At 70.2% G+C, this 21,139-nt stretch carries 25 protein-coding genes; 9 read left to right on the top strand and 16 right to left on the bottom strand.

Going from position 1 to position 21,139, the window contains the following annotated elements:
• Positions 1-111 precede the first annotated feature (111 nt).
• The gene (locus ACYVO6_RS30470) at positions 112-279 is read right to left on the bottom strand and encodes a DUF3117 domain-containing protein (RefSeq protein WP_003966491.1); all 168 of its coding nucleotides are present in this window, start codon (positions 277-279) and stop codon (positions 112-114) included.
• A gap of 352 nt (positions 280-631) precedes the next feature.
• Between ACYVO6_RS30470 and chcB the strand changes: the two genes are divergently transcribed.
• Positions 632-1,447 carry a 2-cyclohexenylcarbonyl CoA isomerase gene (chcB, locus tag ACYVO6_RS30465; protein WP_461066767.1) on the top strand — a complete coding sequence of 272 codons (816 nt, stop codon included), beginning with the start codon at positions 632-634 and terminating at the stop codon, positions 1,445-1,447.
• 36 nt (positions 1,448-1,483) lie between these two features.
• On the opposite strand, the gene ACYVO6_RS30460 is transcribed toward chcB, so the two are convergent.
• Together ACYVO6_RS30460 and ACYVO6_RS30455 are read right to left on the bottom strand one after the other, a co-directional pair.
• Positions 1,484-2,062 (bottom strand): DNA-3-methyladenine glycosylase I, encoded by a 579-nt coding sequence (locus ACYVO6_RS30460; protein WP_461066765.1) that lies wholly within the window; start codon positions 2,060-2,062, stop codon positions 1,484-1,486.
• Complete coding sequence (locus ACYVO6_RS30455) at positions 2,059-2,406, bottom strand: DivIVA domain-containing protein (RefSeq protein ID WP_461066763.1); 348 nt, start codon at positions 2,404-2,406, stop codon at positions 2,059-2,061. The genes ACYVO6_RS30460 and ACYVO6_RS30455 overlap by 4 nt, the downstream gene beginning before the upstream one ends.
• Before the next feature lie 173 nt (positions 2,407-2,579).
• Here ACYVO6_RS30455 and folP point away from each other — a divergent pair, with 173 nt between their 5' ends.
• Complete coding sequence (gene folP, locus ACYVO6_RS30450) at positions 2,580-3,440, top strand: dihydropteroate synthase (RefSeq protein WP_461066761.1); 861 nt, start codon at positions 2,580-2,582, stop codon at positions 3,438-3,440.
• A 38-nt stretch (positions 3,441-3,478) separates the two neighbouring features.
• Here the strand turns inward: folP and ACYVO6_RS30445 are convergent, their stop codons facing one another.
• Together ACYVO6_RS30445 and dapE are read right to left on the bottom strand one after the other, a co-directional pair.
• Complete coding sequence (locus tag ACYVO6_RS30445; RefSeq protein WP_461066759.1) at positions 3,479-4,237, bottom strand: LOG family protein; 759 nt, start codon at positions 4,235-4,237, stop codon at positions 3,479-3,481.
• 123 nt (positions 4,238-4,360) lie between these two features.
• Positions 4,361-5,440 (bottom strand): succinyl-diaminopimelate desuccinylase, encoded by a 1,080-nt coding sequence (gene dapE / locus ACYVO6_RS30440; protein ID WP_461066757.1) that lies wholly within the window; start codon positions 5,438-5,440, stop codon positions 4,361-4,363.
• 123 nt (positions 5,441-5,563) lie between these two features.
• Between dapE and ACYVO6_RS30435 the strand changes: the two genes are divergently transcribed.
• Complete coding sequence (locus tag ACYVO6_RS30435) at positions 5,564-6,568, top strand: heavy metal transporter (protein ID WP_461066755.1); 1,005 nt, start codon at positions 5,564-5,566, stop codon at positions 6,566-6,568.
• A gap of 387 nt (positions 6,569-6,955) precedes the next feature.
• A complete protein-coding gene (locus tag ACYVO6_RS30430) occupies positions 6,956-7,387 on the top strand; it encodes an ATP-binding protein (protein WP_461066753.1) in 432 nt (143 codons plus the stop codon).
• A gap of 84 nt (positions 7,388-7,471) precedes the next feature.
• On the opposite strand, the gene ACYVO6_RS30425 is transcribed toward ACYVO6_RS30430, so the two are convergent.
• Together ACYVO6_RS30425 and fdxA are read right to left on the bottom strand one after the other, a co-directional pair.
• Complete coding sequence (locus tag ACYVO6_RS30425; protein ID WP_461066751.1) at positions 7,472-8,563, bottom strand: bifunctional succinyldiaminopimelate transaminase/glutamate-prephenate aminotransferase; 1,092 nt, start codon at positions 8,561-8,563, stop codon at positions 7,472-7,474.
• Between the two features lie 123 nt (positions 8,564-8,686).
• Positions 8,687-9,007, bottom strand: a complete 321-nt coding sequence (fdxA, locus tag ACYVO6_RS30420; RefSeq protein WP_033319951.1) for a ferredoxin — start codon at positions 9,005-9,007, stop codon at positions 8,687-8,689.
• Positions 9,008-9,147: 140 nt separating this feature from the next.
• Between fdxA and ACYVO6_RS30415 the strand changes: the two genes are divergently transcribed.
• Both ACYVO6_RS30415 and ACYVO6_RS30410 read left to right on the top strand, forming a co-directional pair.
• Entirely contained in the window at positions 9,148-10,185 is a 1,038-nt protein-coding gene (locus ACYVO6_RS30415) for a GNAT family N-acetyltransferase (protein ID WP_461066748.1), read from the top strand.
• Positions 10,186-10,250: 65 nt separating this feature from the next.
• The gene (locus ACYVO6_RS30410) at positions 10,251-11,102 is read left to right on the top strand and encodes a transglutaminase family protein (RefSeq protein WP_461066746.1); all 852 of its coding nucleotides are present in this window, start codon (positions 10,251-10,253) and stop codon (positions 11,100-11,102) included.
• A 113-nt stretch (positions 11,103-11,215) separates the two neighbouring features.
• Here ACYVO6_RS30410 and ACYVO6_RS30405 read toward each other — a convergent pair whose 3' ends face one another.
• A complete protein-coding gene (locus ACYVO6_RS30405) occupies positions 11,216-13,171 on the bottom strand; it encodes a hypothetical protein (RefSeq protein ID WP_461066861.1) in 1,956 nt (651 codons plus the stop codon).
• 37 nt (positions 13,172-13,208) lie between these two features.
• Between ACYVO6_RS30405 and ACYVO6_RS30400 the strand changes: the two genes are divergently transcribed.
• Complete coding sequence (locus ACYVO6_RS30400; protein ID WP_461066865.1) at positions 13,209-13,607, top strand: hypothetical protein; 399 nt, start codon at positions 13,209-13,211, stop codon at positions 13,605-13,607.
• 222 nt (positions 13,608-13,829) lie between these two features.
• Here ACYVO6_RS30400 and ACYVO6_RS30395 read toward each other — a convergent pair whose 3' ends face one another.
• The 3 genes from ACYVO6_RS30395 to ACYVO6_RS30385 all read right to left on the bottom strand — a co-directional run bounded on the left by ACYVO6_RS30395 (position 13,830) and on the right by ACYVO6_RS30385 (position 15,539).
• Complete coding sequence (locus tag ACYVO6_RS30395) at positions 13,830-14,222, bottom strand: DUF6113 family protein (RefSeq protein ID WP_461066744.1); 393 nt, start codon at positions 14,220-14,222, stop codon at positions 13,830-13,832.
• Between the two features lie 50 nt (positions 14,223-14,272).
• A complete protein-coding gene (gene mshB / locus ACYVO6_RS30390) occupies positions 14,273-15,208 on the bottom strand; it encodes an N-acetyl-1-D-myo-inositol-2-amino-2-deoxy-alpha-D-glucopyranoside deacetylase (protein WP_461066742.1) in 936 nt (311 codons plus the stop codon).
• A gap of 136 nt (positions 15,209-15,344) precedes the next feature.
• Entirely contained in the window at positions 15,345-15,539 is a 195-nt protein-coding gene (locus tag ACYVO6_RS30385; RefSeq protein WP_138049154.1) for a hypothetical protein, read from the bottom strand.
• A 156-nt stretch (positions 15,540-15,695) separates the two neighbouring features.
• On the opposite strand from ACYVO6_RS30385, the gene ACYVO6_RS30380 reads away from it, so the two are divergent.
• Positions 15,696-17,858, top strand: coding sequence for a S9 family peptidase (locus tag ACYVO6_RS30380; protein WP_461066739.1), 2,163 nt, complete (start codon positions 15,696-15,698; stop codon positions 17,856-17,858).
• A gap of 343 nt (positions 17,859-18,201) precedes the next feature.
• Here the strand turns inward: ACYVO6_RS30380 and ACYVO6_RS30375 are convergent, their stop codons facing one another.
• Genes ACYVO6_RS30375 through ACYVO6_RS30365 form a run of 3 tightly spaced genes read right to left on the bottom strand, consistent with a single transcriptional unit; the run spans position 18,202 to position 18,973 of the window.
• Complete coding sequence (locus ACYVO6_RS30375; protein ID WP_461066737.1) at positions 18,202-18,390, bottom strand: hypothetical protein; 189 nt, start codon at positions 18,388-18,390, stop codon at positions 18,202-18,204.
• A gap of 11 nt (positions 18,391-18,401) precedes the next feature.
• Entirely contained in the window at positions 18,402-18,581 is a 180-nt protein-coding gene (locus tag ACYVO6_RS30370; RefSeq protein WP_461066735.1) for a hypothetical protein, read from the bottom strand.
• A gap of 14 nt (positions 18,582-18,595) precedes the next feature.
• The gene (locus ACYVO6_RS30365) at positions 18,596-18,973 is read right to left on the bottom strand and encodes a VOC family protein (RefSeq protein ID WP_461066859.1); all 378 of its coding nucleotides are present in this window, start codon (positions 18,971-18,973) and stop codon (positions 18,596-18,598) included.
• A 229-nt stretch (positions 18,974-19,202) separates the two neighbouring features.
• Between ACYVO6_RS30365 and ACYVO6_RS30360 the strand changes: the two genes are divergently transcribed.
• The gene (locus ACYVO6_RS30360) at positions 19,203-19,880 is read left to right on the top strand and encodes a GNAT family N-acetyltransferase (RefSeq protein ID WP_461066733.1); all 678 of its coding nucleotides are present in this window, start codon (positions 19,203-19,205) and stop codon (positions 19,878-19,880) included.
• Between the two features lie 100 nt (positions 19,881-19,980).
• On the opposite strand, the gene ACYVO6_RS30355 is transcribed toward ACYVO6_RS30360, so the two are convergent.
• A complete protein-coding gene (locus ACYVO6_RS30355; RefSeq protein ID WP_461066731.1) occupies positions 19,981-20,190 on the bottom strand; it encodes a DUF397 domain-containing protein in 210 nt (69 codons plus the stop codon).
• Positions 20,191-20,201: 11 nt separating this feature from the next.
• On the bottom strand, positions 20,202-21,086 hold the full coding sequence (locus ACYVO6_RS30350; protein ID WP_461066729.1) for a helix-turn-helix domain-containing protein: 885 nt from the start codon (positions 21,084-21,086) through the stop codon (positions 20,202-20,204).
• Positions 21,087-21,139: the final 53 nt, after the last annotated feature.

Here is a 21,139-nt window from a genome sequence, read left to right as displayed (position 1 = left end):
TAGGGCACCGAATGCTGCAGTTGCCCCTAAAGCTGCAGTGGCCCGTAAAAACAGCTGCCCCGGCACCAACCGCGATGCCGGGGCAGCTGAAAACTTATCGTCGCTCCCGCGTCAGCCGACGACCTTCTTGAGGGCGTCGCCGAGCGCGTCGGCCTCGTCAGGAGTCAGCTCGACGACGAGCCGACCGCCGCCTTCGAGCGGAACGCGCATGACGATGCCCCGCCCCTCCTTGGTCACCTCGAGCGGGCCATCACCCGTCCGCGGCTTCATGGCCGCCATGCTCGTTCCCCTTCCTGAAACCAGCTCATCGTCGCCGACGGCCCCTTCGAGGGCACACGTCCTCTTCTCGGACACGCGTCACCGGCATCGAACACATTGCTTCCAAGCCATTATCCCGCATCTCAGGACCCGATGACCAACATCAGTCGGCATCGCTTGCGCAACGCACTTGAGCAAAACCACTCAATTCGGCGATGTGACTGCGATACTGCGCCGCCTCATCGACTTTCGGGCGCCGGAATTCTTTGACGCAGGTCACATGTCTGAACGCAGCCACTCCTCATGATCTACGCCATGCTGTCCTCGGACGACTACGAAGACGACGAAGCCGTGACACCGGAGGGGACCCACCATGGCCGACACCGTGCTCTACGAGGTGAGCGACGGACTCGCGACGATCACGCTGAACCGCCGCGAGGCGATGAACGCGATGAACACCGAGACCAAGGTCGCCTTCCGGGACGCGGCACAGGCGGCAGCGGAGGACGACTCCGTACGGGCCGTGCTGCTCACCGCCGCCGGTGACCGGGCCTTCTGCGTGGGCCAGGACCTCAAAGAGCACGTCGGCGGGCTGCTCGCGGCGCGCGAGTCGGGCGCCGGCAAGGACGGCGCAGGCGTCATGACCACGGTGCGGGAGCACTACAACCCGACCCTGCGGGCCCTGGCCGGGGCGGCGAAGCCGGTGGTGGCAGCCGTCAACGGCGTCGCGGCCGGGGCCGGCTTCGGCTTCGCGCTCGCCGCGGACTATCGCATCGTCGCCGATACGGCCTCCTTCAACACCTCGTTCGCCGGGGTCGCGCTGACCGCCGACTCGGGCCTGTCCTGGACGCTGCCGCGCATCGTCGGCCCCGGCCGGGCCGCCGACCTGCTGCTCTTCCCGCGCAACCTCACCGCCCAGGAGGCGTACGAACTCGGGATCGCCAACCGCGTCGTCCCCGCCGCCGAGCTGGCTGCCGAGGCCGTGAAGGTGGCCCGCGCGCTGGCCGAGGGGCCGACGCTGGCGTACGCCGCCCTCAAGGAGTCCCTCTCCTACGCCCTGTCCCACTCCCTGGACGAGGCCCTGGAGAAGGAAGACGAGCTGCAGACCCGGGCGGGTGCTTCCGAGGACCACTTGATCGCGGTGCAGGCATTCATCAACAAGGAGAAGCCGAAGTATCTCGGCCGATAGGGCAACCGCGACCAACAGGGGTTCGGCGGGCGCGGCTCAGTGGCCGCGTGCCACGCAGTCCGCCAGATGGTCGTCGACCAGGCCGCACGCCTGCATCAACGCGTACGCCGTCGTCGGGCCCACGAAGCGTATGCCTCGCTTTTTGAGTGCCTTGGAGAGGGCCGTCGACTCGTCGGTGACCGCCGGGACGTCGGCGAGGGTCTTCGGAGCTGGACGGGAGGCGTGGTCCGGCGCGTACGACCAGATCAGCTCGTCCAGCTCTCCAGGGGACCAACCGGCGAGCACGCGCGCGTTGGCGACCGTCGCCTCGATCTTGGCGCGGTTGCGGATGATGCCCGGGTCGGCGAGAAGCCGCTCCTTGTCGGCGTCCGTGAAGGTGGCGACCTCGGTGATCTTGAAGTCGGCGAAGGCGGTACGGAAACCCTCGCGGCGGCGCAGGATCGTGATCCAGGACAGTCCCGACTGGAAGGCCTCCAGGCACAGCCGCTCGTACAGCGCGTCGTCGCCGTGGACCGGGCGGCCCCACTCCTGGTCGTGGTACGTCACGTAGTCCTCGGTCGACAGGGCCCAGGGGCAGCGCAGCGCTCCGTCGGGTCCCTTCAGTGCCTCGCTCACCGGTGGTCCTCCTCCGTGTGCTGCTCCAGGGAGGTGTCCCGGGACGCCCTCGCTCCGGCCAGCGCGGACTCCAGGTCGGCGATCCGGGCGTCGCGCTCGGCCAGTTCGGCGGCAAGGCGGCCGAGGGCGTCGTCGACGTCCGCCATGCGGTAGCCGCGGACGGTCACCGGGAAGCGCAGCATCTCCACGTCGCCGCGATGCAGCGGGCGGTCCAGGGGCAGCGGGTCCACGAAGCGCTCGGGCGGGGCCTCGGGCAGGGCGGTGCTGTCGCCGCCCACCACGGAGAGGGTCACCGCGCCGACGACCACGACGAGGGCGACGACCAGGAACAAGAACATGAACATCGCTGCGGTCCCCCACGCTCTGCTTCCGGCTGCCGCCGGCTGTTGCCGACGCGCTACGCGTCGACGCGGAAAGTGTCAGGCTCCGATCGTGCCATGCGACTCTGACAGTTAGGGTCGCAGGCGGCCGATCCAGGCGGCCGAACAGCGAGAACGACTGGGAGAGGTCACAGGGGATGCTCAGGCTGGGCAGGCGTGAGTTCGACGCGCATGAGCCGGTGATCATGGCGATCGTGAACCGGACCCCCGACTCCTTCTACGACCAGGGGGCCACCTTCCGCGACGAGCCGGCGCTTGCGCGCGTGGAAGAGGCGGTGTCAGAGGGTGCTGCCATCATCGACATCGGTGGGGTCAAGGCCGGTCCAGGGGAGGAGGTGAGCGCCGAGGAGGAGGCGCGACGCACGGTGGGTTTCGTCGCCGAGGTACGGCGTCGGTTCCCGGACGTGATCATCAGCGTCGACACCTGGCGGCACGAGGTCGGTGAGGCGGTCTGCGAGGCGGGCGCGGATCTGCTCAACGACGCGTGGGGCGGGGTCGATCCGCGGCTCGCGGAGGTCGCCGGGCGGTTCGGGGTGGGACTGGTGTGTACGCACGCGGGGGGTACACGGCCTCGTACGCGTCCGCATCGGATCGCGTACGACGATGTCATGGCCGACATCCTGCGGGTCACCCTCGGGCTGGCCGAGCGTGCGGTCTCGCTCGGGGTGCCGCGGGAGTCCGTGCTCATCGATCCCGGACACGACTTCGGCAAGAACACGCGGCACAGTCTGGAGGCCACGCGCCGGCTCGACGAGATGGTCGCCACGGGGTGGCCCGTGCTGGTCTCCCTCTCCAACAAGGACTTCGTCGGCGAGACCTTGAACAAGCCGGTCAAGGAACGGGTCCTCGGAACCCTCGCCACGACGGCCGTCTCGGCGTGGCTGGGCGCGCGGGTGTACCGCGTCCACGAGGTGGCGGAGACCCGCCAGGTACTGGACATGGTCGCGTCGATCGCCGGCCACCGGCCACCGGCTGTTGCTCGGCGGGGGTTGGTGTAGGCCGCGCGGGTGGTGCCGGGGAGGGTTTTCGCCCCGCCCTACCTCCCCGCCTCCTTCGACACCAACGCCACCGCCTCATCCACGTCATCCGTCAGGTGGAACAGCAGCAGGTCCTTCTCCGACGCCTTCCCCTGGGCGATGAGCGTGTTCTTGAGCCAGTCCACCAGGCCGCCCCAGTACTCCGTGCCGAAGAGGACGATGGGGAAGCGCGTGACCTTCTGGGTCTGGACAAGGGTGAGGGCCTCGAAGAGTTCGTCGAGGGTGCCGAGGCCGCCGGGCAGGACCACGAAACCCTGCGCGTACTTGACGAACATCATCTTGCGCACGAAGAAGTAGCGGAAGTTGAGGCCGATGTCGACGTAGGGGTTGAGCCCCTGCTCGAAGGGCAGCTCGATGCCAAGCCCGACGGAGATGCCCTTCGCCTCGCACGCACCCTTGTTGGCGGCCTCCATGGCGCCCGGGCCACCGCCCGTGATGACGGCGAAGCCGGCCTCCACCAGCCCGCGGCCCAGCGCGACCCCGGCCTCGTACTCCGGCGACCCCACCGGCGTACGGGCCGAGCCGAACACACTGATCGCGGCCGGGAGTTCGGCAAGCGTGCCGAAGCCCTCGATGAACTCCGACTGGATGCGCAGCACTCGCCAGGGGTCGGTGTGCACCCAGTCCGAGGGCCCGCCCGCGTCCAGCAGCCGCTGGTCCGTCGTGCTCGCCTGCACCTGGCCACGCCTGCGCAGCACGGGGCCGAGCCGCTGTTCCTCCGGTGGCCGCTTCTTGCCCTCCGGGTCGCCAGTAGCCATGTCCGCTCCCTCCGCTTGCAGGTCGTTCCGCCCCAGCGTAGATCTACGCGGGTTACGGCGGGGGGACGCCGGCATGTCCGCCACGAACCGCCCTCAGGTACGGGGCAGGACTTCAGGTACGGGTCAGGACGTCAGCCAGGCCCGCAGCCGCTTCTCCCCCGCCAGAATCTTCCCCGTTTCGACCCGTTCATCCCGCTTGTGCGCCAAGTGCGGGTTCCCGGGACCGTAGTTGACGGCCGGGACGCCGAGCGCGCTGAAGCGGGAGACGTCCGTCCAGCCGTACTTGGGCTGCGGAGTGCCACCGACCGCCTCGATGAACGCGACGGCCGCCGGGTGGGACAGCCCGGGCAGCGCCGCCCCGCTGTGGTCGTCGACCACGAACTCCTCGACCCCGCAGTCCGCGAACACCTCGTGCACATGGGCCAGGGCCTCCTCCTCGCTACGGTCCGGCGCGTAACGGAAGTTGACGGTCACCACGCACTCGTCGGGGATGACGTTGCCAGCCACTCCGCCCTCGATCCGGACGGCATTGAGCCCCTCGCGGTACTCAAGACCGTCGATGACCGGATAGCGCGGCTCGTACGAGGCCAGGCGGGCGAGGATCGGGGCGGCCGCATGGATCGCGTTCGAGCCCATCCAACTGCGCGCCGAGTGGGCGCGCTCGCCGCGCGTCTTCAGCAGCACCCGGAGCGTCCCCTGGCAACCGCCCTCCACCTGCCCGTCCGAGGGCTCCAGGAGAACCGCGAAGTCGCCCTCCAGCCAGTCCGGATGAGCCTCGGCCACATGCTTCAGACCGTTCAGGTGCGCGGCCACCTCTTCGTTGTCGTAGAAGACGAACGTGAGGTCTCGATTGGGCTCGGGCACGGTGGCCGCGATCCGCAGCTGCACGGCGACGCCCGCCTTCATGTCGCAGGTGCCGCAGCCCCACAGCACGCCGTCGTCGTCCAGGCGCGAGGGAACGTTGCCGGCGATCGGCACCGTGTCGATGTGCCCGGCGAGGATGACGCGCTCGGCCCGCCCCAGACTCGTACGGGCGACGACGTTGTTGCCGTACCGGTCGACCGTCAGATGCGGCAGGGCGCGCAGCGCGGTCTCGACGGCGTCCGCGAGAGGCTTCTCGCTGCCGCTCTCCGAGGGGAGGTCGACGAGCTGCGCGGTGAGCCGGGCGGCGTCAACAGTGAGGTCAAGCGGGGTGTCAGCCATACGGTCGACCCTAGCGCGACGGCCCGGACCGCCCTCACGGCGACTGCTTTGAGACATCCCTTACAGCTTGTTGACCAAATGTCCATAGTCCCGTCATTCGCCTCCTCGCCCTTCGCTACTTTGATGGGCGTGCGTGAACCCATCAGTAACGTCCGTCGCCGCCGCCTCCCCCGTTTCGGAACGGCCCTCGCGATGCTGCTCGCCCTCGCGGCGTACCTCACCTTCCAGTACGTCACCGGGGGCACGGGCGCTCCCCGCTGCACGGTCGTCTCGGACAGAGGCGACGGCGCGTCATACGAGTACGAGTTCACGGCGGAGCAGGCGGTGAACGCGGCGACGATCTCGGTGGTCGGCACCAACCGCGGCATGCCCGAGCGGGCCGTCACGATCGCCCTCGCGACGGCGATCCAGGAGTCCGGCCTGCGCAACATCGACCACGGCGACCGGGACTCGCTGGGCCTGTTCCAGCAGCGGCCCTCGCAGGGCTGGGGAACGGAGACGCAGGTCATGGACCCGACGTACGCGGCGAGCGAGTTCTACGAGCACCTGGCCAAGGTGCCGGACTACTCGGAGCTGCCGCTCACCGTCGCCGCCCAGCGCGTGCAGCGCAGCGGCTTCCCGGACGCGTACGCGAAGCACGAGACCGACGCCACGCTGCTGGCCGCGGCACTGACGGGGCGCGCGGCGGGCACGCTCACCTGTGAGGGGCGCCCGGAGATGCGGACCGGTGACACGCGGACCGGCGGCCCGGACGCGGTGCGCGCCGCGCTGGTACGGGACTTCGGGCAGGGCATGTTCCAAGAGGCGGGTGCGGAGCGGAAGTTGAGGCCTGACGCGGGCGCCACGCCGTCGGAGTCGGCCACCGGGGCGGGCGGTCCCGCGAGCGCCCGCACCGTGACCATCCCCGTCCCCGACACCCGCGATGCCCCGGCCGCCAAGGGCGGGGAGCGGCAGCGCGGCTGGGGTCTTGCGCACTGGGCGGTGGCCAACGCCTCCGCACTGCACATCAAGCGGGTCTCGTACGCGGGCTGGGTCTGGACGGCCGGGAACACCCGGAGCGAGTGGCGCGCGGACGCCTCGGGTTCCCGGAACTCCACGGGCGAAGTCCGAATCGTCACTGGGCAGTAGTACGGACCCTCACCCGTTGGAGGGAGCCCCGTGCGCGCGATGTCCACGGCGCGCACGGGTTTTCGTCCGGCCACTCTCGAATCGACCGAATCCCTTGAGAATCAAGGGCCGTAAGGATTCAGCAGACTTTCGCACCGCGCGCCCTTTGCCCGGTTTTCTCCGCAACCGATAATGCGACGCATTGCCAACTCTTTACGTCGGGCCACCGCAACCTTCGCGGACTTCGAGCGGTAGTCAGTGCGTCCGAGCCCGGAACGATCAGCGGACGATCACCGGAACGATCAACAGCCAGCGATCACCAACCAGTTGGTCGACATCCAGTCGACCACCGCCAACTCCCGGGCGCGGTCGCACACTTCACCGTTTTCTCCCCGTCTAAGGAGCATCATGTCCCTCCCCCTGACCCGTCGGATCGCCCGTACCGCGCTGCTCGTCGCAGCGGGAGCGGCTGCCGGGGTCGGTGCGGCCGGCTCCGCCAGCGCGGCGCCCCAGGTGCCGGCTGCCCCCGACCTCGGCGGGATGTCCGCGCTGGACAACGCGGGCACCACCGTCGACGGTGCCACGCAGACCACCACCGACCTCGCGAGCGACGCCGGCGGCCAGGCCGTACCGGCCGCGGGCAAGGCCGTCAAGCAGGCGGCGCCCGTCGCCCCGCTCGCCGCCGGGGATGTCGCCGGGTCCGCGGGTGACGTGCTCGGTGACACCGCGAAGTCGGGCGGGGCTGCCCTGCCGACCGAGGGCCTCACCCAGGGCGGCGTCCCCGGTGCGGAGACGCTGCCGGTGCAGACCCTGCCGGCGCAGACCCTGCCGCTCGCCTGACGCAACACTCGTACGGCGAAGGGGTCCAGGTGCACTGCACCTGGACCCCTTCGCCGTACCTACGATCTCGCCGTCGTACGAGACCTACAGGCGCCCCACGGCCGCCTGCACTCGCTCGTCCGTAGCCGTCAGCGCCACGCGGACGAACCTCTCCCCCGCCGGCCCGTAGAAGTCGCCCGGCGCGACCAGGATGCCCAGCTCGGCCAGGTGGGCCACCGTGTCCCAGCAGGACTCGTCCCGGGTCGCCCAGAGGTACAGGCTCGCCTCGCTGTGCTCGATGCGGAAACCGTGCCGCAGCAGGGCCTCCCGGAGGGCGGTGCGGCGGGCCGCGTAACGCTCGCGCTGTTCGCGTACATGGGTGTCGTCGCCGAGGGCGGCGACCACCGCGGCCTGCGTCGGCGCGGGCGTCATCATGCCGCCGTGCTTGCGGATCTCCAGCAGCTCGCCGAGGACGGTCTGGTCACCGGCCAGGAACGCGGCCCGGTAGCCCGCGAGGTTCGACCGCTTCGAAAGCGAGTGGACCGACACGATCCCCTCGTACGAGCCGCCGCACACGTCGGGGTGCAGGACCGAGACCGGGTCGGCCTCCCAGCCGAGCTCGAGGTAGCACTCGTCGGAGAAGACGAGGATGCCGTGCTCACGCGCCCAGGCGACGATCCGGGTCAGCTCGTCCTTGGACAGGACGCGGCCGGTGGGGTTCGACGGGGAGTTGAGCCAGAGGAGCTTCAGGCCGGTCGGGTCCAGGTCCGTCGGGTCCTCGTACGAGACGTAGTCCGCGCGGGCCAGCCTGGCCCCGACCTCGTACGTCGGGTAGGCGAGGCGCGGATAGGCGACCTTGTCACCGGGGCCGAGGCCCAGCTGCGTCGGCAGCCAGGCCACCAGTTCCTTGGAGCCGACAACCGGCAGGACGTTGCGGTGGGTGACTCCACGGGCGCCCAGTCTCCGCTCGCACCAGCCCGTGAGCGCGTCCCGCAGTTCCGGCGTGCCCCACACCGTGGGATAGCCGGGCGAGTCGGCCGCGGCCACCAGGGCTTTCTGGATCAGCTCGGGCACCGGGTCGACCGGGGTGCCGACGGACAGGTCGACGATGCCGTCCGGATGAGCGGCGGCCGTCGCCTTGAAGGGCTCCAGCTTGTCCCAGGGAAAGGCGGGAAGCCGGTCGGAGACTGCGGACACGGGGTTCACTTTCTGCTTGGTCGCCTGGGCGCTCGGCCGCTTGGGCAAACGCCTCGGTCCCGTACGGCGATCAAGGCGATCAGGGCGTACGGGACCGAGGCGGCGCGGATACGGGCGCGCCGTTTACTGGTTCTGCGGCGGCAGCTCTGCGATGAAGGGGTGGTCGCGCTCGATCAGGCCGAGCTTGCTGGCGCCGCCGGGCGAGCCGAGTTCGTCGAAGAACTCGACGTTCGCCTTGTAGTAGTCCTTCCACTCTTCGGGAGTGTCGTCCTCGTAGAAGATCGCCTCGACCGGGCAGACCGGCTCACAGGCTCCGCAGTCGACGCATTCGTCCGGGTGGATGTACAAGGACCGGGAGCCCTCGTAGATGCAGTCGACCGGGCACTCCTCGATGCACGCCTTGTCCTTGACGTCGACACAAGGCTGCGCGATGACGTAGGTCACGCTGTCGTTCCTCCTCGGTAGGGCGCTGGCGGGCCTCCTCAGGCTCCGCCGCCTGGCGCGCGGGAGCGCGGCGTCGTCGATGCCCGCACCTAGTATCTCCGTTCCCGGGCGTGATCCGAACAGGAGGGTTGTACTGAGCTGTGGATTTCTCCTCGCATATACGGCTCGAGGTCCGTGTCACCCCTGCTGACGTGGGCAAACGTATCTCGGTACGGCAACTGGACGAAGACGCCCCCAAGGGTGAGAGGTTCACCGACACGGTTGGCGTTCTCACATCATGGGACGACGGTGTGCTGCTGATCACACGGCGGTCCGGGGAACGTGTCCGTATTCCGGAATCCTCCCTGGTCGCGGGCAAGGTGGTGCCGTCGGCGCCTGCCCGTCGGCGAGGCCCTTCGGCTTCGTACGAGGAGCTGGCTCGGGTTGCCACGCGTGGCTGGCAGCCGGTGGAGCGGGCGCATCTCGGCGAGTGGGAGCTGCGGGCCGCCGCCGGATTCACGCGACGGGCCAATTCCGTACTGCCGCTCGGCGATCCCGGTGTACCGCTCGACGAGGCGCTGTCGCTCGTACGGGACTGGTACGCGGCCCGTGGTCTGCCCGCGTACGTCCAGACCGCGACCGGAGCCGAGGGCACGCAGGAGTTGCTGTGTGCGGAGCTGGAGGGGCGGGGGTGGACGCGCGAGGTGAGCGCCGAGCTGTGGACCGGTGCGCTGGCACCGCTCGGCGATGTTCCGGACCCTGCCCGCCCGGTGGTCCTCTCCCGCACGGCGAACGAGGCATGGCTGGGCCGCTACCAGCGCAAGGGCATGAGCGATGTGGCGCTCAAGGTGCTGGAGAGCGGACCTTCGGTGTGGTTCGCGACGGTGCCCGGTGCCGAGCCGGGTTCACCGGCGGCGATCGGCCGCTGTGTGGTGGACGGCCGCTGGGCCGGTTTCGCCGCGGTCGAGGTGGACCCGTCGCTCCGCCGCCAGGGCCTGGCCACCATGGTGATAGGCGCTCTGGCCCGCCAGGCCCTGAGCGAGGGCGCCTCGGCGGCGTGGCTCCAGGTGGAGACGGAGAACGCGGGGGCGCGGGCGCTGTACGGGGGGATGGGGTTCGCGGCGCATCATGCGTACCACCACTACCGCGAGCCGGAGACCCTGGAGAGCGACTCCGGCGGGCGCGCCGGAGCCCAGTAGTGCGGTGAAACTGGTGGAAGCAGCACGCAGCGGTATCGATCGGCGTGAAAGGGCACGAGGCAGCTATGGGTCCCCCTCATCCTCCTGGGCCGGAGCAGAGTGCCGCGTGGCGGCGGCGGTTCGCTGATGAGGCGCGGGCCGAACGGCCTGATCTGGCGACGCTGTGCCTTCTCATCGGGGCCGAAGCGGACGGGTCCCTGGACGAGGCCGGCATGGACGCCGCTCAGATCGAACTGGACCGGCTGGCCGGGGAGTTGCCGTTCCGGCCGGGTGGGCCGCGGGCCTGGGCGACGGCGCTGGCCGAGCATCTCGGCGGGCGCTGTCGGTTCCGCGGTACGCCCGGTGACTATCAGCGGCTGGAGTCCTCGCTCCTGCACGCGGTGCTGCGGCGGCGGCGCGGGCTGCCCATCCTGCTCTCGGTGGTCTGGATGGAGGTCGCGCGCAGGGCGGGGGCACACGTGTACGGGGTCGCCCTGCCGGGCCATTTCGTGGTGGGCTTCGGTTCCCTGGAGGAACAGGTCCTCGCCGACCCTTTCGACGGTGGCCGCGTCCTGACCGGCCCCGATGCGGATCTGCTCGTGGCGGGTGCCACCGGTGCACCCCTCGACCCGTCGATGCTCACGCCGGCCGACCCGCTCGACGTCGTCCTGCGCATCCTCAACAACATCCGCGCCTGGGCCGCCGCCCGCCCCGAACGCGGCGACGTTGCCCTGTGGGCTGTGGACCTCTCCCTACTCCTCCCGTCCCACCCCGCCCGCCTCCGCTACGACCGCGCCCAACTCCTCGTCCAGCGCGGCGACTTCCTGGCGGGCGCCACGGAACTCGACGCGTACGCCGACATCGTGGCCCCCGTCGACGAACCCGCCGCGGACCGCGTACGCCAACAGGCCCGCGCGGCCCGCGCGATGCTCAACTGACCCGCGCCGCACCGGCCGGGCGTACGACGAGCCCGGTCGACGTTGCGTCGACCGGGCTCGTCGTGGAGATCTGACCGGCCGTCACGCAAGCGCGAACTGCCTGATCGAACCGTCTAGTTCGGGTTCGTCTCGATTTCGCCGACGCGGTCCGCCTGCGACTTGCCGCGGAGCGCGGGGGCCAGCGCGTTGACCACGTCCTGGGGCGTGACGGCCGTCCGCTGGCCGCTGGCCCGCTCGATCGTCACGCCGTCGAACGTCGTGCCGTAGAGCTCCTTGAGCGCTTCGAGGTCGTACGTCTCCACGAGCTTGCCGTTGACGGCCTTCACTCCGAGGAACTTCCACAGGGAGTTCTCCGGGCTGAACTGGATCGGTGTGGCACCGGCGGCCTCGATGGTGACGATGCCCGACATCGCCGGCTCCGCGAACTCCTTCATCATCCGGTCGACTTCGGCCTTCGTGACCGCCGGCTCCTTCGTCGTGGTGGGAACCTGCACGGGGTCCGTCTTCCCGGTCTCCACCTGCGCTCGGTACGCCTCCTCGACGGCCTTCGTCGACTGGGCGATGGCTATGCCCTTGCCCGCCTTGCCGTACACGGGGACGGCCTTGCCCGACTCAAACTTGATCGTGCCCTCGGTCGCCGTGCCGACGCCGCCCGCGGCGCGCTCCAGGGCGGCCCGCAGCTTCTCCTCGTCGACGGGCATCTCGGGCTCGACGACGCGCTCGCCGCCGAACAGCGAACCGATCACCGACACGGGGTTGTAGTCACTGCCCGCCGCGCCACGCACTGTGGCCTGGCTGTCGAACTGGAGGCCGGCCTGGTCCGGCCTGAGCGCGACGGTGTCGCCGTCGACCGAGAGCTGGAGCGGCTTGGCCGCATCTGCCTTGAAAGCGTCATCGAGTTTCTTGACAGCCTCGTCGCGGGTGCCGCCGCCGATGTCGACGCCGAGCACGGTGGTGCCCTTGGGCACGTCGGAGTGGTTCATGAGCAGCCCGGCGCCGTACGCGATACCGGCGACGCCCACCACACCGACCCCCAGGAGCACCAGCTTGTTGCGCCCCTTCTTCTTCGGCTTCGAGGCCGCGGGCACGGTTGGCGAGACCGGCTCGGGCAGCTTCGGGGGCTGGTGCGTCATCGCGCCGTCGGAGGGCGCGCCGGGCCCGAACGGCGAGTTCTGGTGCGACGGTACGACGGGAATGCCGCTGGTCAGGGTGTGCCCGGAGACGTTCTCGCCGGGCCCACCGGCATAACCGGGCGGTTCGGGCGCCGGCTTCTGCGGGGTGAGGATCGCGGTGTCGTCGCTCAGGCCGCCACCGGGGTGACCGGGGCCGCCGGGACCACCGGCTGGGGCGCCGGATCCGCCGGGGCCGCCGGGGCCATTCGGGGCGCCCGGACCGTTCGGGGCACTCGGGGAACCGGGGCCTCCCGGACCTCCGGGACGCCCCGGGCCACCGGCCGGGGCGCCGGGTCCACCGGGCCCTCCGGGAGTACTCGGCCGACCCGGTCCACCGGAAGCACCATGGATACCCGGGACTCCCTGACCGCCAGGCCCGCCGGGACCACCGATCCCGCCAGGACCACCGAAGCTCTCAGGGCCTCGCTGACCCCCCGGCCGCCCGGCACCGGCAGGCGCCGCCAACGGCCCGTCACCCGTGACCGGTCCACCGGTCGGCCCCGAGGGACCGCCCGGACCGACCTGGCCACCGGGACCGCCCTGGCCGCCCCGGCCTCCCTCGGAGAAGTACGGCAGATCATCGCGCCGCGACGCGTCGTCACCGCCTCCGGCACCGTTCGCGTTCCCAGGGCCACCCCCGCTACCGGCCGCCCCCAGCGGCCCGGCCGCCAGCACGCCGGAAACGTCGAAGGACCCGGTACCGCCACCATGCCCCGGCGCCACAGCACTGGTGCCGCCCGCACCGGGCAGCCCCGCACCATTCGTACCGTTCGCGTTCCCACCACCGGGCCGAGGCGCTCCACCAGGACGCGCACCGGGACCGGGACGAGCGCCATCAGCACCCGCCCCACCGGAGGCACCCGAACCCGAGCCCGTACCCGCCGAACCGACGGAGATACCTGCCCCGTTGGTCGAGCCACCACCCTGACCGCCCTTGGGCGCACCGGACCTACGGGGGGCGAACCAGTCGCTCGTCTTCTCCTCGGCGGAAGCGCCGGAGCCGGAAGAGGGCGCGGGATCCGAGGACCTGGGCGCACCCGAGGAAGCGCTCGGCCCCGGCTCGGTCGCGGCCGACGCCGGTCTGGCCGACGCAGACCCGTTCGCACCGTTCGTACTCGTCGACGAACCGCTGTCAGAACTCTCCGAGTCCCCGACGGGCGTCCGCACGACGACCGGCGGAATGGGCCTCGATCCAGGGATGTTGATCCGGATCCGCGTCGTCAGCGTGGTCTCGGTCTTGATTTCCTCCGGCCGTTCACCGGCGGAACGCCCCGCGTCAGCACCGTCTTCGGAACCCGTGGGGGTCCCGTACGGCGGCGTACCCGACGGGTAGGCGGTTCCGCCGCGCCCGTTGGGCCCGGAGGACGAACTGTCAGTTTCACGACTCAAGGCAGGTTCTCCCGGTTGGCTCCGCCGCCCGTGTACTCGACCTCAACCTCGTTTCGGGCGGCTCGGCGGCGCGCACCACCATACTGGCCACCACTGGTGCTTATCCGGCGACCGCTGAGGAAACCCACACCGGACCCCCACCTGCGTTCTGCGGCGAAGTAGTACGTCACTTGGCAAGTCGGGCGTCGGAGCCATCCGGTTGCCGCCCCGAGCCAAGGGTGGCGCACATCACAGCCACAGCCATCCCGCCGAGGATGAAGAGGTAGGAGCCGACTCCCGCGGCGAAGAGGAAGTCGCCCTCCGGGCGGCTGGCGGTGAGCAGGATGACGGCGACCATCCACCCGGCCGCGGGCGCCACCGCCCCGGCCCGGCTGCCGACCGCCCGCGCCCCGCCCAGGAAGAGCCCGGCCGCCCCCGCGAGCGCGAGCAGCAACCCGCCCGGGAACCAGCCGGACTGGACCAGTCCCCCGGCCGCCCCGACCACCGCCCCCAGCACGAACAGCCCCAGGTAGGCGGCGATCCGGACCCCCGACGGGGGCCCCAACGGCTGGGCGAGCATGCTCCCGGTACCTGCGCCGCTGCGCGCACTCGATCTGTTCGCCGTACTCATCACGCACCCACTCCAGAAGTCCCCGATTTCCGGGATGTCCCCGATATCCCCGCGAACAAGTCCGTCTCCCGAACCTCGGAATGCGCCCCGGCAGGCGCACCACCCCGCTCACCCCGCACCAACTCGTAATACTCGACGAGAAAAATCGGCTGCGCGAGCTGATTCGACAGCGCGAACCACGGCTCGACGACCTCGATCTGCGTGGCATGCGCCCGCATCGCCGCGGCCTTGGCGGCGGCGTGGGCCGTGCCGTCGATCTCCGTCGTGATCAGGGCGTCGTCCACCACGCCCGGCACGTCGTCGACGGCGGCAGAGGCGGGGAAAGGCAGTTCGTCCAGTACGTCCTTCAGGCGCGCGAAGGCCTCTTCGGCCACGGAGCGCGGTACGCGGTTCCAGTAGATCTTCGTGATCGTCCACGGCGAGCCGAGGTCCGGGCGGAAGTCCGGCTCGGCGGCCAGGTCCGCGGCGCGCATCGCGACCCGGTGGGCCTGGATGTGGTCGGGGTGGCCGTAACCCCCGTCGGGGTCGTATGTGATCAGCACCTGGGGGCGTACCTCGCGGATCACCCCGACGAGTTCCGCGGCGGCCTCGTCGATGCCCGCCTGCCAGAAGCAGCGGGGGTCGTCGTTGTCGGCCAGGCCCATCATCCCGGAGTCCTGGTGGCGGCCGGGGCCGCCGAGGGAGCGGAAGTCGTGCACGCCGAGCGCGTCCATCGCCGCCGCGAGTTCCGTGCGGCGGTGGCTGCCGAGGGCCTCGCCCGTCAGATGGGCGAGCTCGGGCGGGATGACCTCGCCGCGCTCGCCCAGCGTGCAGGTCACCAACGTGACATGGGCGCCCTCGGCCGCGTACCGGGCCATGGTCGCGCCGTTGTTGATCGACTCGTCGTCCGGGTGCGCGTGCACCAGGAGCAGTCGGCGGCCGGGCAGTTCCGTCATGGGCCCACCCTATGAGTCCCGGCCGTACGCGGCTCCCCGAGCCCGGGCCTTACGTTGCTTCCCGAGCCGCGTCCGTACGAGGCTTCCCGGGGCCCCGCCCCCACAGGGCCCCCGGCGCATGCCTATGAAGCGCCGCTCAGAACTTGATGTCCCCGATCATGCCCGCGATGTTCGTCGTCAGCTCGTTGATCGTGGGTGCGATCGTCGAGCTGGCCAGGTAGAAGCCGAGCAGGACGCAGACGACCGCGTGCCCGGCCTTCAGTCCCGATTTCTTGACCAGCAGGAAGACGATGATCGCCAGCAGCACCACCGCCGAAATCGAGAGTGCCACGGCGGTTCACCTCCAAGGTTCCCGGGGACGCGTTTGGTCAGTACGGCAGCCAGCGGGTTCATACCCAGGCAGCGTCATTGATCATAACTATTCCCACCTGCGCATCGCTCGGCGCACGGCCGCACAAGGGGGCGCATGGCCAATATGGTCGGGGGCATGACGACCGAGCCTCTCTCCTTTCCGCGCCGGCAGGCGCGCACCCTGCGTTTCACACTCGGCGCGCCCCGCGCGTTCACCGTGGCGCCCGACGGTTCCCGGGTCGTGTTCCTGCGGTCCCGCTCGGGTACGGACCGGGCGAATCTGCTGTGGATCCTCGATGTCGCGGACGGCGCCGAGCGAAGCGAGCTGGGGGTCCCCCCGGCCGGAGGCTGGGGGAGGGTCGCCGCCGACCCGCAGGCGCTGCTCGGCGGCGCCGACGAGCGGCTGTCGGCCGAGGAGAGGGCGCGCCGGGAGCGCAGCCGGGAGGGCGGCGCGGGCATCGTCGGCTATGCCACCGACACAGCGGTGGAGTTGGCGTCCTTCGCGTTGTCCGGGCGGCTTTTCACGGCCGAGCTGCGGGCCGGTACGGCACGTGAACTGCCCGTTCCCGGCCCGGTGCTGGACCCGCGCCCGTCCCCCGACGGGCGGCTCGTGGCGTACGTCACCGAGGGCGCCCTGCGGGTGACCGGCGCCGAGGGCGAGGGCGACCGGGCGCTCGTGGAACCCGAGTCGGAGACGGTCACGTACGGCCTGGCCGAGTTCATCGCGGCGGAGGAGATGGGCCGTTCGCGCGGCTTCTGGTGGTCGCCGGACTCGGACCGGCTGCTGGTCGCGAGGGCCGACGACGCGCCCGTACGCCGCTGGTGGATCGCCGATCCCGCACGGCCGGACCAGAATCCGCAGCAGGTCGCGTACCCGGCGGCCGGAACCGGCAACGCGGACGTACGCCTCTTCGTGTTCGCCCTTGACGGGGCGCGTACGGAGGTCGTGTGGGACCGGGCGCGCTACCCCTATCTGGCACGAGTGCACTGGTCAGCGGCCGGAGCGCCGCTCCTGCTCGTGCAGGCGCGGGACCAGAGGAGCCAGCTTTATCTGGCCGTGGACCCCGACACCGGGGCGACCCGGATGGTGCACGCGGACGAAGATCCACAATGGCTTGATCTTTTCCCCGGCGTGCCGTGCTGGACTCCCGGCGGACAGCTCGTACGGATCGCCGACGAGGGCGGGGCGCGGGTGCTCGCAGTGGGTGAACGCCCGCTGACGGGCCCGCAGTTGCACGTACGGGCTGTGCTCGACGTCTCGGACGACGATGTGCTGGTGTCCGCGTCGGCGGGCGAGGCGGCGGCCACGCCCGAGATCGGTGAGGTTCACGTCTACCGGGTCAACGACCTTGGCGTGGAACGGCTTTCGCAGGTGCCGGGGGTGCACTCGGCGGTGCGCTCCGGCCCCGTGACGGTGCTCGTCTCGGCGGTACCCGGCCGGCCGGGGGCCCAGGTGCAAGTGTTGCGCGAGGGCAAGGTCGCGGCGACTGTGGCCTCGTACGCCGAAGACCCGGGGCTGAGCCCGCGCGTGACGCTCATGGAGGCGGGCGAGCGCCGTGTGCCCTGCGCGGTGCTGCTCCCCACTGGCTACACCGACGGCGACGGTCCGCTGCCGGTCCTGATGGACCCGTACGGCGGCCCGCACGGCCAGCGGGTGCTGGCGGCGCATAACCCGTACCTCACCTCGCAGTGGTTCGCCGACCAGGGCTTCGCGGTGATCGTCGCGGACGGGCGCGGGATGCCGGGCCGCTCGCCCGCCTGGGAGAAGTCCATCAAGGACGACATGGCCGCGCTCGTCGTGGACGACCAGATCCACGCGCTCCAGGCGCTCGCCGAACGCTTCCCACTGGACCTGAACCGGGTCGCCATCCGCGGCTGGTCGTTCGGCGGCTACCTCGCGGGACTCGCGGTGCTGCGCCGCCCGGACGTCTTCCACGCGGCCGTCGTGGGCGCCCCGGTCACCGACCAGCGCCTGTACGACACCCACTACACGGAGCGCTACCTGGGCGACCCGAACCGCCAACCCGAGGTCTACGCCGCGAACTCCCTGATCGACGACAACGGCCTGGTCGGCGCCGCTGAGCCGGTCCGCCCGATGATGATCATCCACGGCCTGGCCGACGACAACGTGGTGGTGGCACACAGCCTGCGCCTGTCTTCGGCGCTTCTGGCCGCCGGCCGCCCGCACGAGGTGCTACCGCTCTCCGGCGTCACGCACATGACCCCGCAGGAACAGGTGGCCGAGAATTTGCTGCTGCTCCAGGTGGATTTCCTACAGCGCGCTCTGAAGCTGGGCTGAGCTGCGAGAAATCCGCAGAGCACCGCAACCATCAATTGAGGAACCCAGACGAGACATCAGCCAGGTCCGCGAGAGCGGCGCCGGTTTAGGCGCAAAGGGGGGCGTGCGACCGGCCGGGGAGACATGGCGCGCCCCGGCCGGTCTACGGCACCCGCACGGCCGTACGCTGTCGAGCTTGACGCGTCCGTATATCGGTATCGGGTCAGCGAAGTTGCTTGCGTGTTAACGCGATTGATGCGCATTTGTGCCACTATGCCGACTCGCCGCGCGCCAAGCGCGAGCGCCCGCTCAACCTCCTCGGCGCGGGTACGCCCCTTTCCGTACGGGGCCTGAAGGTGCGCTTCTAGGAAACAGCGGCTGCCGCCTTGGGGGCGGCGGCCAGCCGCAGGCCGACCTCCACAAGGGTCCAACCGAGGCGGGTACGGAGGTCCCGGGGACGCCGGGCCGCGGCGGCGAGGCGGTACGCGTCGGCTTCGGCACGGAGCTCGGCTGCGCGGGCGTGGTGCAGGGCGAGATGGATCTCGGGGTGCATCGGGCGGCCTCTCAGTCCGTGCGGATGGGAAGGATGTGGGTGTGGACGCGGACCTGCTCGGTGTCCGGGGTGCCGTCGTCGGGGGCCAACGCGCGGTAGCTCTCCAGGAGGTCGTGCATCTTGTGGTTGAGTTCGGGTGTGAACGGGCGCAGGGCACACGCACACCGGTTGGCAGCGAACCTTTCGGTCACAGCACCAGCCACATCTAGCCCAACTCGCCCCGCTCCACACAGAATTCGTTGCCCTCGGGGTCGGCCAGTGTGACCCAGCCCCGGCCGTCCGGCCGGGTGTGGTCCGCGATCAGCTGGGCCCCGAGCCTGATCGCCCGCTCGACCTCCTCCGCACGGGTGCGCCCCTGCGGACGCAGGTCGAAATGCACTCGGTTCTTGGCCGACTTACCCTCGGGCACGCGGACGAACAGCAGGCCCGGACCGCCGGCGGGATCCGCGATGAGCGCCTCCGGGTCGCCGGGCTTGTCGTCGTCGGCCAGCGGCCGCCCGAGCAACTGGCTCCAGAACAGCCCGAGATCGTACGGATCTCCAGTGCAGTCGAAGGTGATGTGGCGGATGACGGGGTTCAACAGACGCCTCCAAGGGCTGTGATGTGGCTACAGGGAGGGAGCATCCCCGCCACCCGCCCGGACAGCGAGCGAATATCACGGTCCGCCGCCAGAACTCCCTTGCCACCAGCTTCACTTCCGGTCGTCCGCATTCTCCAGTGGGTGTAGCTCTCCCCCTGGGAAGATCACCATGCTCAGGCCCCGGGCCGAATATGTGATGCGCGCCATGCTGGCCGGCCCCTAGGGTGCGCCCATGCCGACGACTGCCTCGCCTTTGTCCGCGTATCCCCCGTTGAACGTGCAGGTGCACACACCCCGACTGTCCTTGCTAGGGGCGACAGATGAGCTCCTGGAGCGCTTGGTCCCCACGGTCCGCAAGGGCGTGGTGACGCAGCCGCCGTGGCCCTTTGACGATCCGATGTCCCTCTATGAGGACAGCCCGGAGCGCGAGTGGGGCTGGCTGCAGGGGGTGTGGCGCGGCCGGGGCCGGGTCAGCGCGAGCCTTTGGCGTCTGTACTTCGTCGTGGTCATCAACGGCGAGCCGGTGGGCATGCAGGATCTGATCGGCACCGACTTCGCCACGTTCGGAACGGTCACCACCTTCTCCTGGCTCAGCCCGGACGTGCGGGGTGGCGGCTTGGGCAAGGAGACGCGGCAGGCGGTGCTGCATCTGGCCTTCGATGGGTTGGGGGCCCGTGAGGCGAGCAGCGATGCCTTCTTCGACAACCATGCCTCGAACCGTGTCTCCCAAGCTCTGGGTTACGTGCCGAACGGCGTCTCCTGGGACACCCGGCGCGGCGAGCCGGCGGAGATCAAACAATGGAGGCTGACCCGAGAGCAGTGGATTAAGCGGCGGCGCGACGACATCGAACTCGTCGCCGTTGGCGACTGCCTGCCAGTCCTCGGGATTGACCCGCCACCAGCTGACTGATCACCAAGCCCTCCGGGGAAGACCCGCCCTCTCCTCTCGTGGGCCGCCGGCCTCGCCTTCGCCTGGATCGACATCAGGGCTGACTACCTCACAACAAGATTCAGGATCTTCCCAGCGGAAGAGCTGCACCCATCCCACCTTTGATCCCGTCGAGCAGCGCCGCGAGGGCGGACGGAGCGGCGTTGGCGACCGTAGCGGGGGCTTCGCTCTCGCGGAGGTGCACGGTGCCGGTGGGGTCGAGGGCGAGTTCGACACAGGTGTCGGAGCCGGGCTCGCTGAACGTTGATTTCCGCCACACGAGTTGCGCCATGCTCGCCTTCTCTAGAGCAACGGGTACAGAAGGCGCTGGATGAGCCCCCGCGAGTCCTTGACTGCGTACGAGTCGTGGCGACGGTCTAGGTTCGCCGGCGGCAGCGCCACTTCGCACAGCCTAGCGAACCAGTCGTCGTACCTGGCGAGGGAGTCGCCGTCCCCCAGGTACAGCGATCGCTCGATGTGCGCCACGATCGCCGTGCTCAACTTCCGCACCGGAGGCCGCAGAACCGTGAAGGAGGTACCGAACGCAACCGCACCCTCAAAGGGGAGGACCTGGATCGTGACGTTGGGCAGCTCCGCGGCCTCCAACAGCCGGATGAGCTGGCCGCGTCTGATCGCCGGGTCACCGAACGACATGTGCAGGGCCGCCTCATGGATCACGGCGTGCAAGCGCGGCGCGTTCTCCCCTGTCAGTACTGCCTGGCGCCGCACCCGGAACTCGACTTCCCGGTCCTGCTCCAAACGCGATGCCCCGGTGTAGCCACCGCGATAACCAGCAGTGGCGTAAGCCTCGGTCTGCAACAGCCCCGGAACGAACATCGGCTCGTAGCAGACGATGCCGCACGCGCCGTCCTCCAGTTCCGCCAAGTCCCTCAAGGACGGACGCAGAGGATCCCGGTACTGGCTCCACCAGCCCTTGCCCGAAGCCTGCCCCAGTTCCACCAGCCCATCCAGATAGGTTGTGTCTTTACAGCCCGAGGCCGCAGCCAGCGCACGCAACCGCTCCGGCGACAACGACGTACGCCCCGACTCCACACTGCTGATGTGCGACGCATGCATCCCCATGGCCGCAGCCGCTTCACCGGCGGTCAGGCCACCACTCTCACGAATCGCTCGCACCTCAGCACCGAACCGCCGCTGACGGTACGTCGGATTGGCCCTCAGCCCCACACACCCCTCCTCGTTCTGCGCCTCAGCATCCCCAACCAGCGAATCACTGAAGC

The sequence above is a fragment of the Streptomyces pseudoechinosporeus genome, from assembly GCF_054783935.1.
Note: the sequence above shows the minus strand (reverse complement) of the source record. Positions and strands in the feature narration are given on the sequence as shown.

Bases quoted from the DNA above. Each gene is read 5' to 3' on its own strand.
- ACYVO6_RS30435 (WP_461066755.1), top strand. From the start codon at position 5,564: ATGGGCGTGCGTGAACCCATCAGTAACGTCCGTCGCCGCCGCCTCCCC.
- ACYVO6_RS30355 (WP_461066731.1), bottom strand. From the start codon at position 20,190: ATGGCGCAACTCGTGTGGCGGAAATCAACGTTCAGCGAGCCCGGCTCC.
- folP (WP_461066761.1), top strand. From the start codon at position 2,580: ATGCTCAGGCTGGGCAGGCGTGAGTTCGACGCGCATGAGCCGGTGATC.
- ACYVO6_RS30410 (WP_461066746.1), top strand. From the start codon at position 10,251: ATGGGTCCCCCTCATCCTCCTGGGCCGGAGCAGAGTGCCGCGTGGCGG.
- ACYVO6_RS30395 (WP_461066744.1), bottom strand. From the start codon at position 14,222: ATGCTCGCCCAGCCGTTGGGGCCCCCGTCGGGGGTCCGGATCGCCGCC.
- chcB (WP_461066767.1), top strand. From the start codon at position 632: ATGGCCGACACCGTGCTCTACGAGGTGAGCGACGGACTCGCGACGATC.
- ACYVO6_RS30375 (WP_461066737.1), bottom strand. From the start codon at position 18,390: ATGCACCCCGAGATCCATCTCGCCCTGCACCACGCCCGCGCAGCCGAG.
- ACYVO6_RS30380 (WP_461066739.1), top strand. From the start codon at position 15,696: ATGACGACCGAGCCTCTCTCCTTTCCGCGCCGGCAGGCGCGCACCCTG.
- ACYVO6_RS30470 (WP_003966491.1), bottom strand. From the start codon at position 279: ATGGCGGCCATGAAGCCGCGGACGGGTGATGGCCCGCTCGAGGTGACC.
- ACYVO6_RS30455 (WP_461066763.1), bottom strand. From the start codon at position 2,406: ATGTTCATGTTCTTGTTCCTGGTCGTCGCCCTCGTCGTGGTCGTCGGC.
- mshB (WP_461066742.1), bottom strand. From the start codon at position 15,208: ATGACGGAACTGCCCGGCCGCCGACTGCTCCTGGTGCACGCGCACCCG.
- ACYVO6_RS30360 (WP_461066733.1), top strand. From the start codon at position 19,203: ATGCCGACGACTGCCTCGCCTTTGTCCGCGTATCCCCCGTTGAACGTG.
- dapE (WP_461066757.1), bottom strand. From the start codon at position 5,440: ATGGCTGACACCCCGCTTGACCTCACTGTTGACGCCGCCCGGCTCACC.
- ACYVO6_RS30445 (WP_461066759.1), bottom strand. From the start codon at position 4,237: ATGGCTACTGGCGACCCGGAGGGCAAGAAGCGGCCACCGGAGGAACAG.
- ACYVO6_RS30430 (WP_461066753.1), top strand. From the start codon at position 6,956: ATGTCCCTCCCCCTGACCCGTCGGATCGCCCGTACCGCGCTGCTCGTC.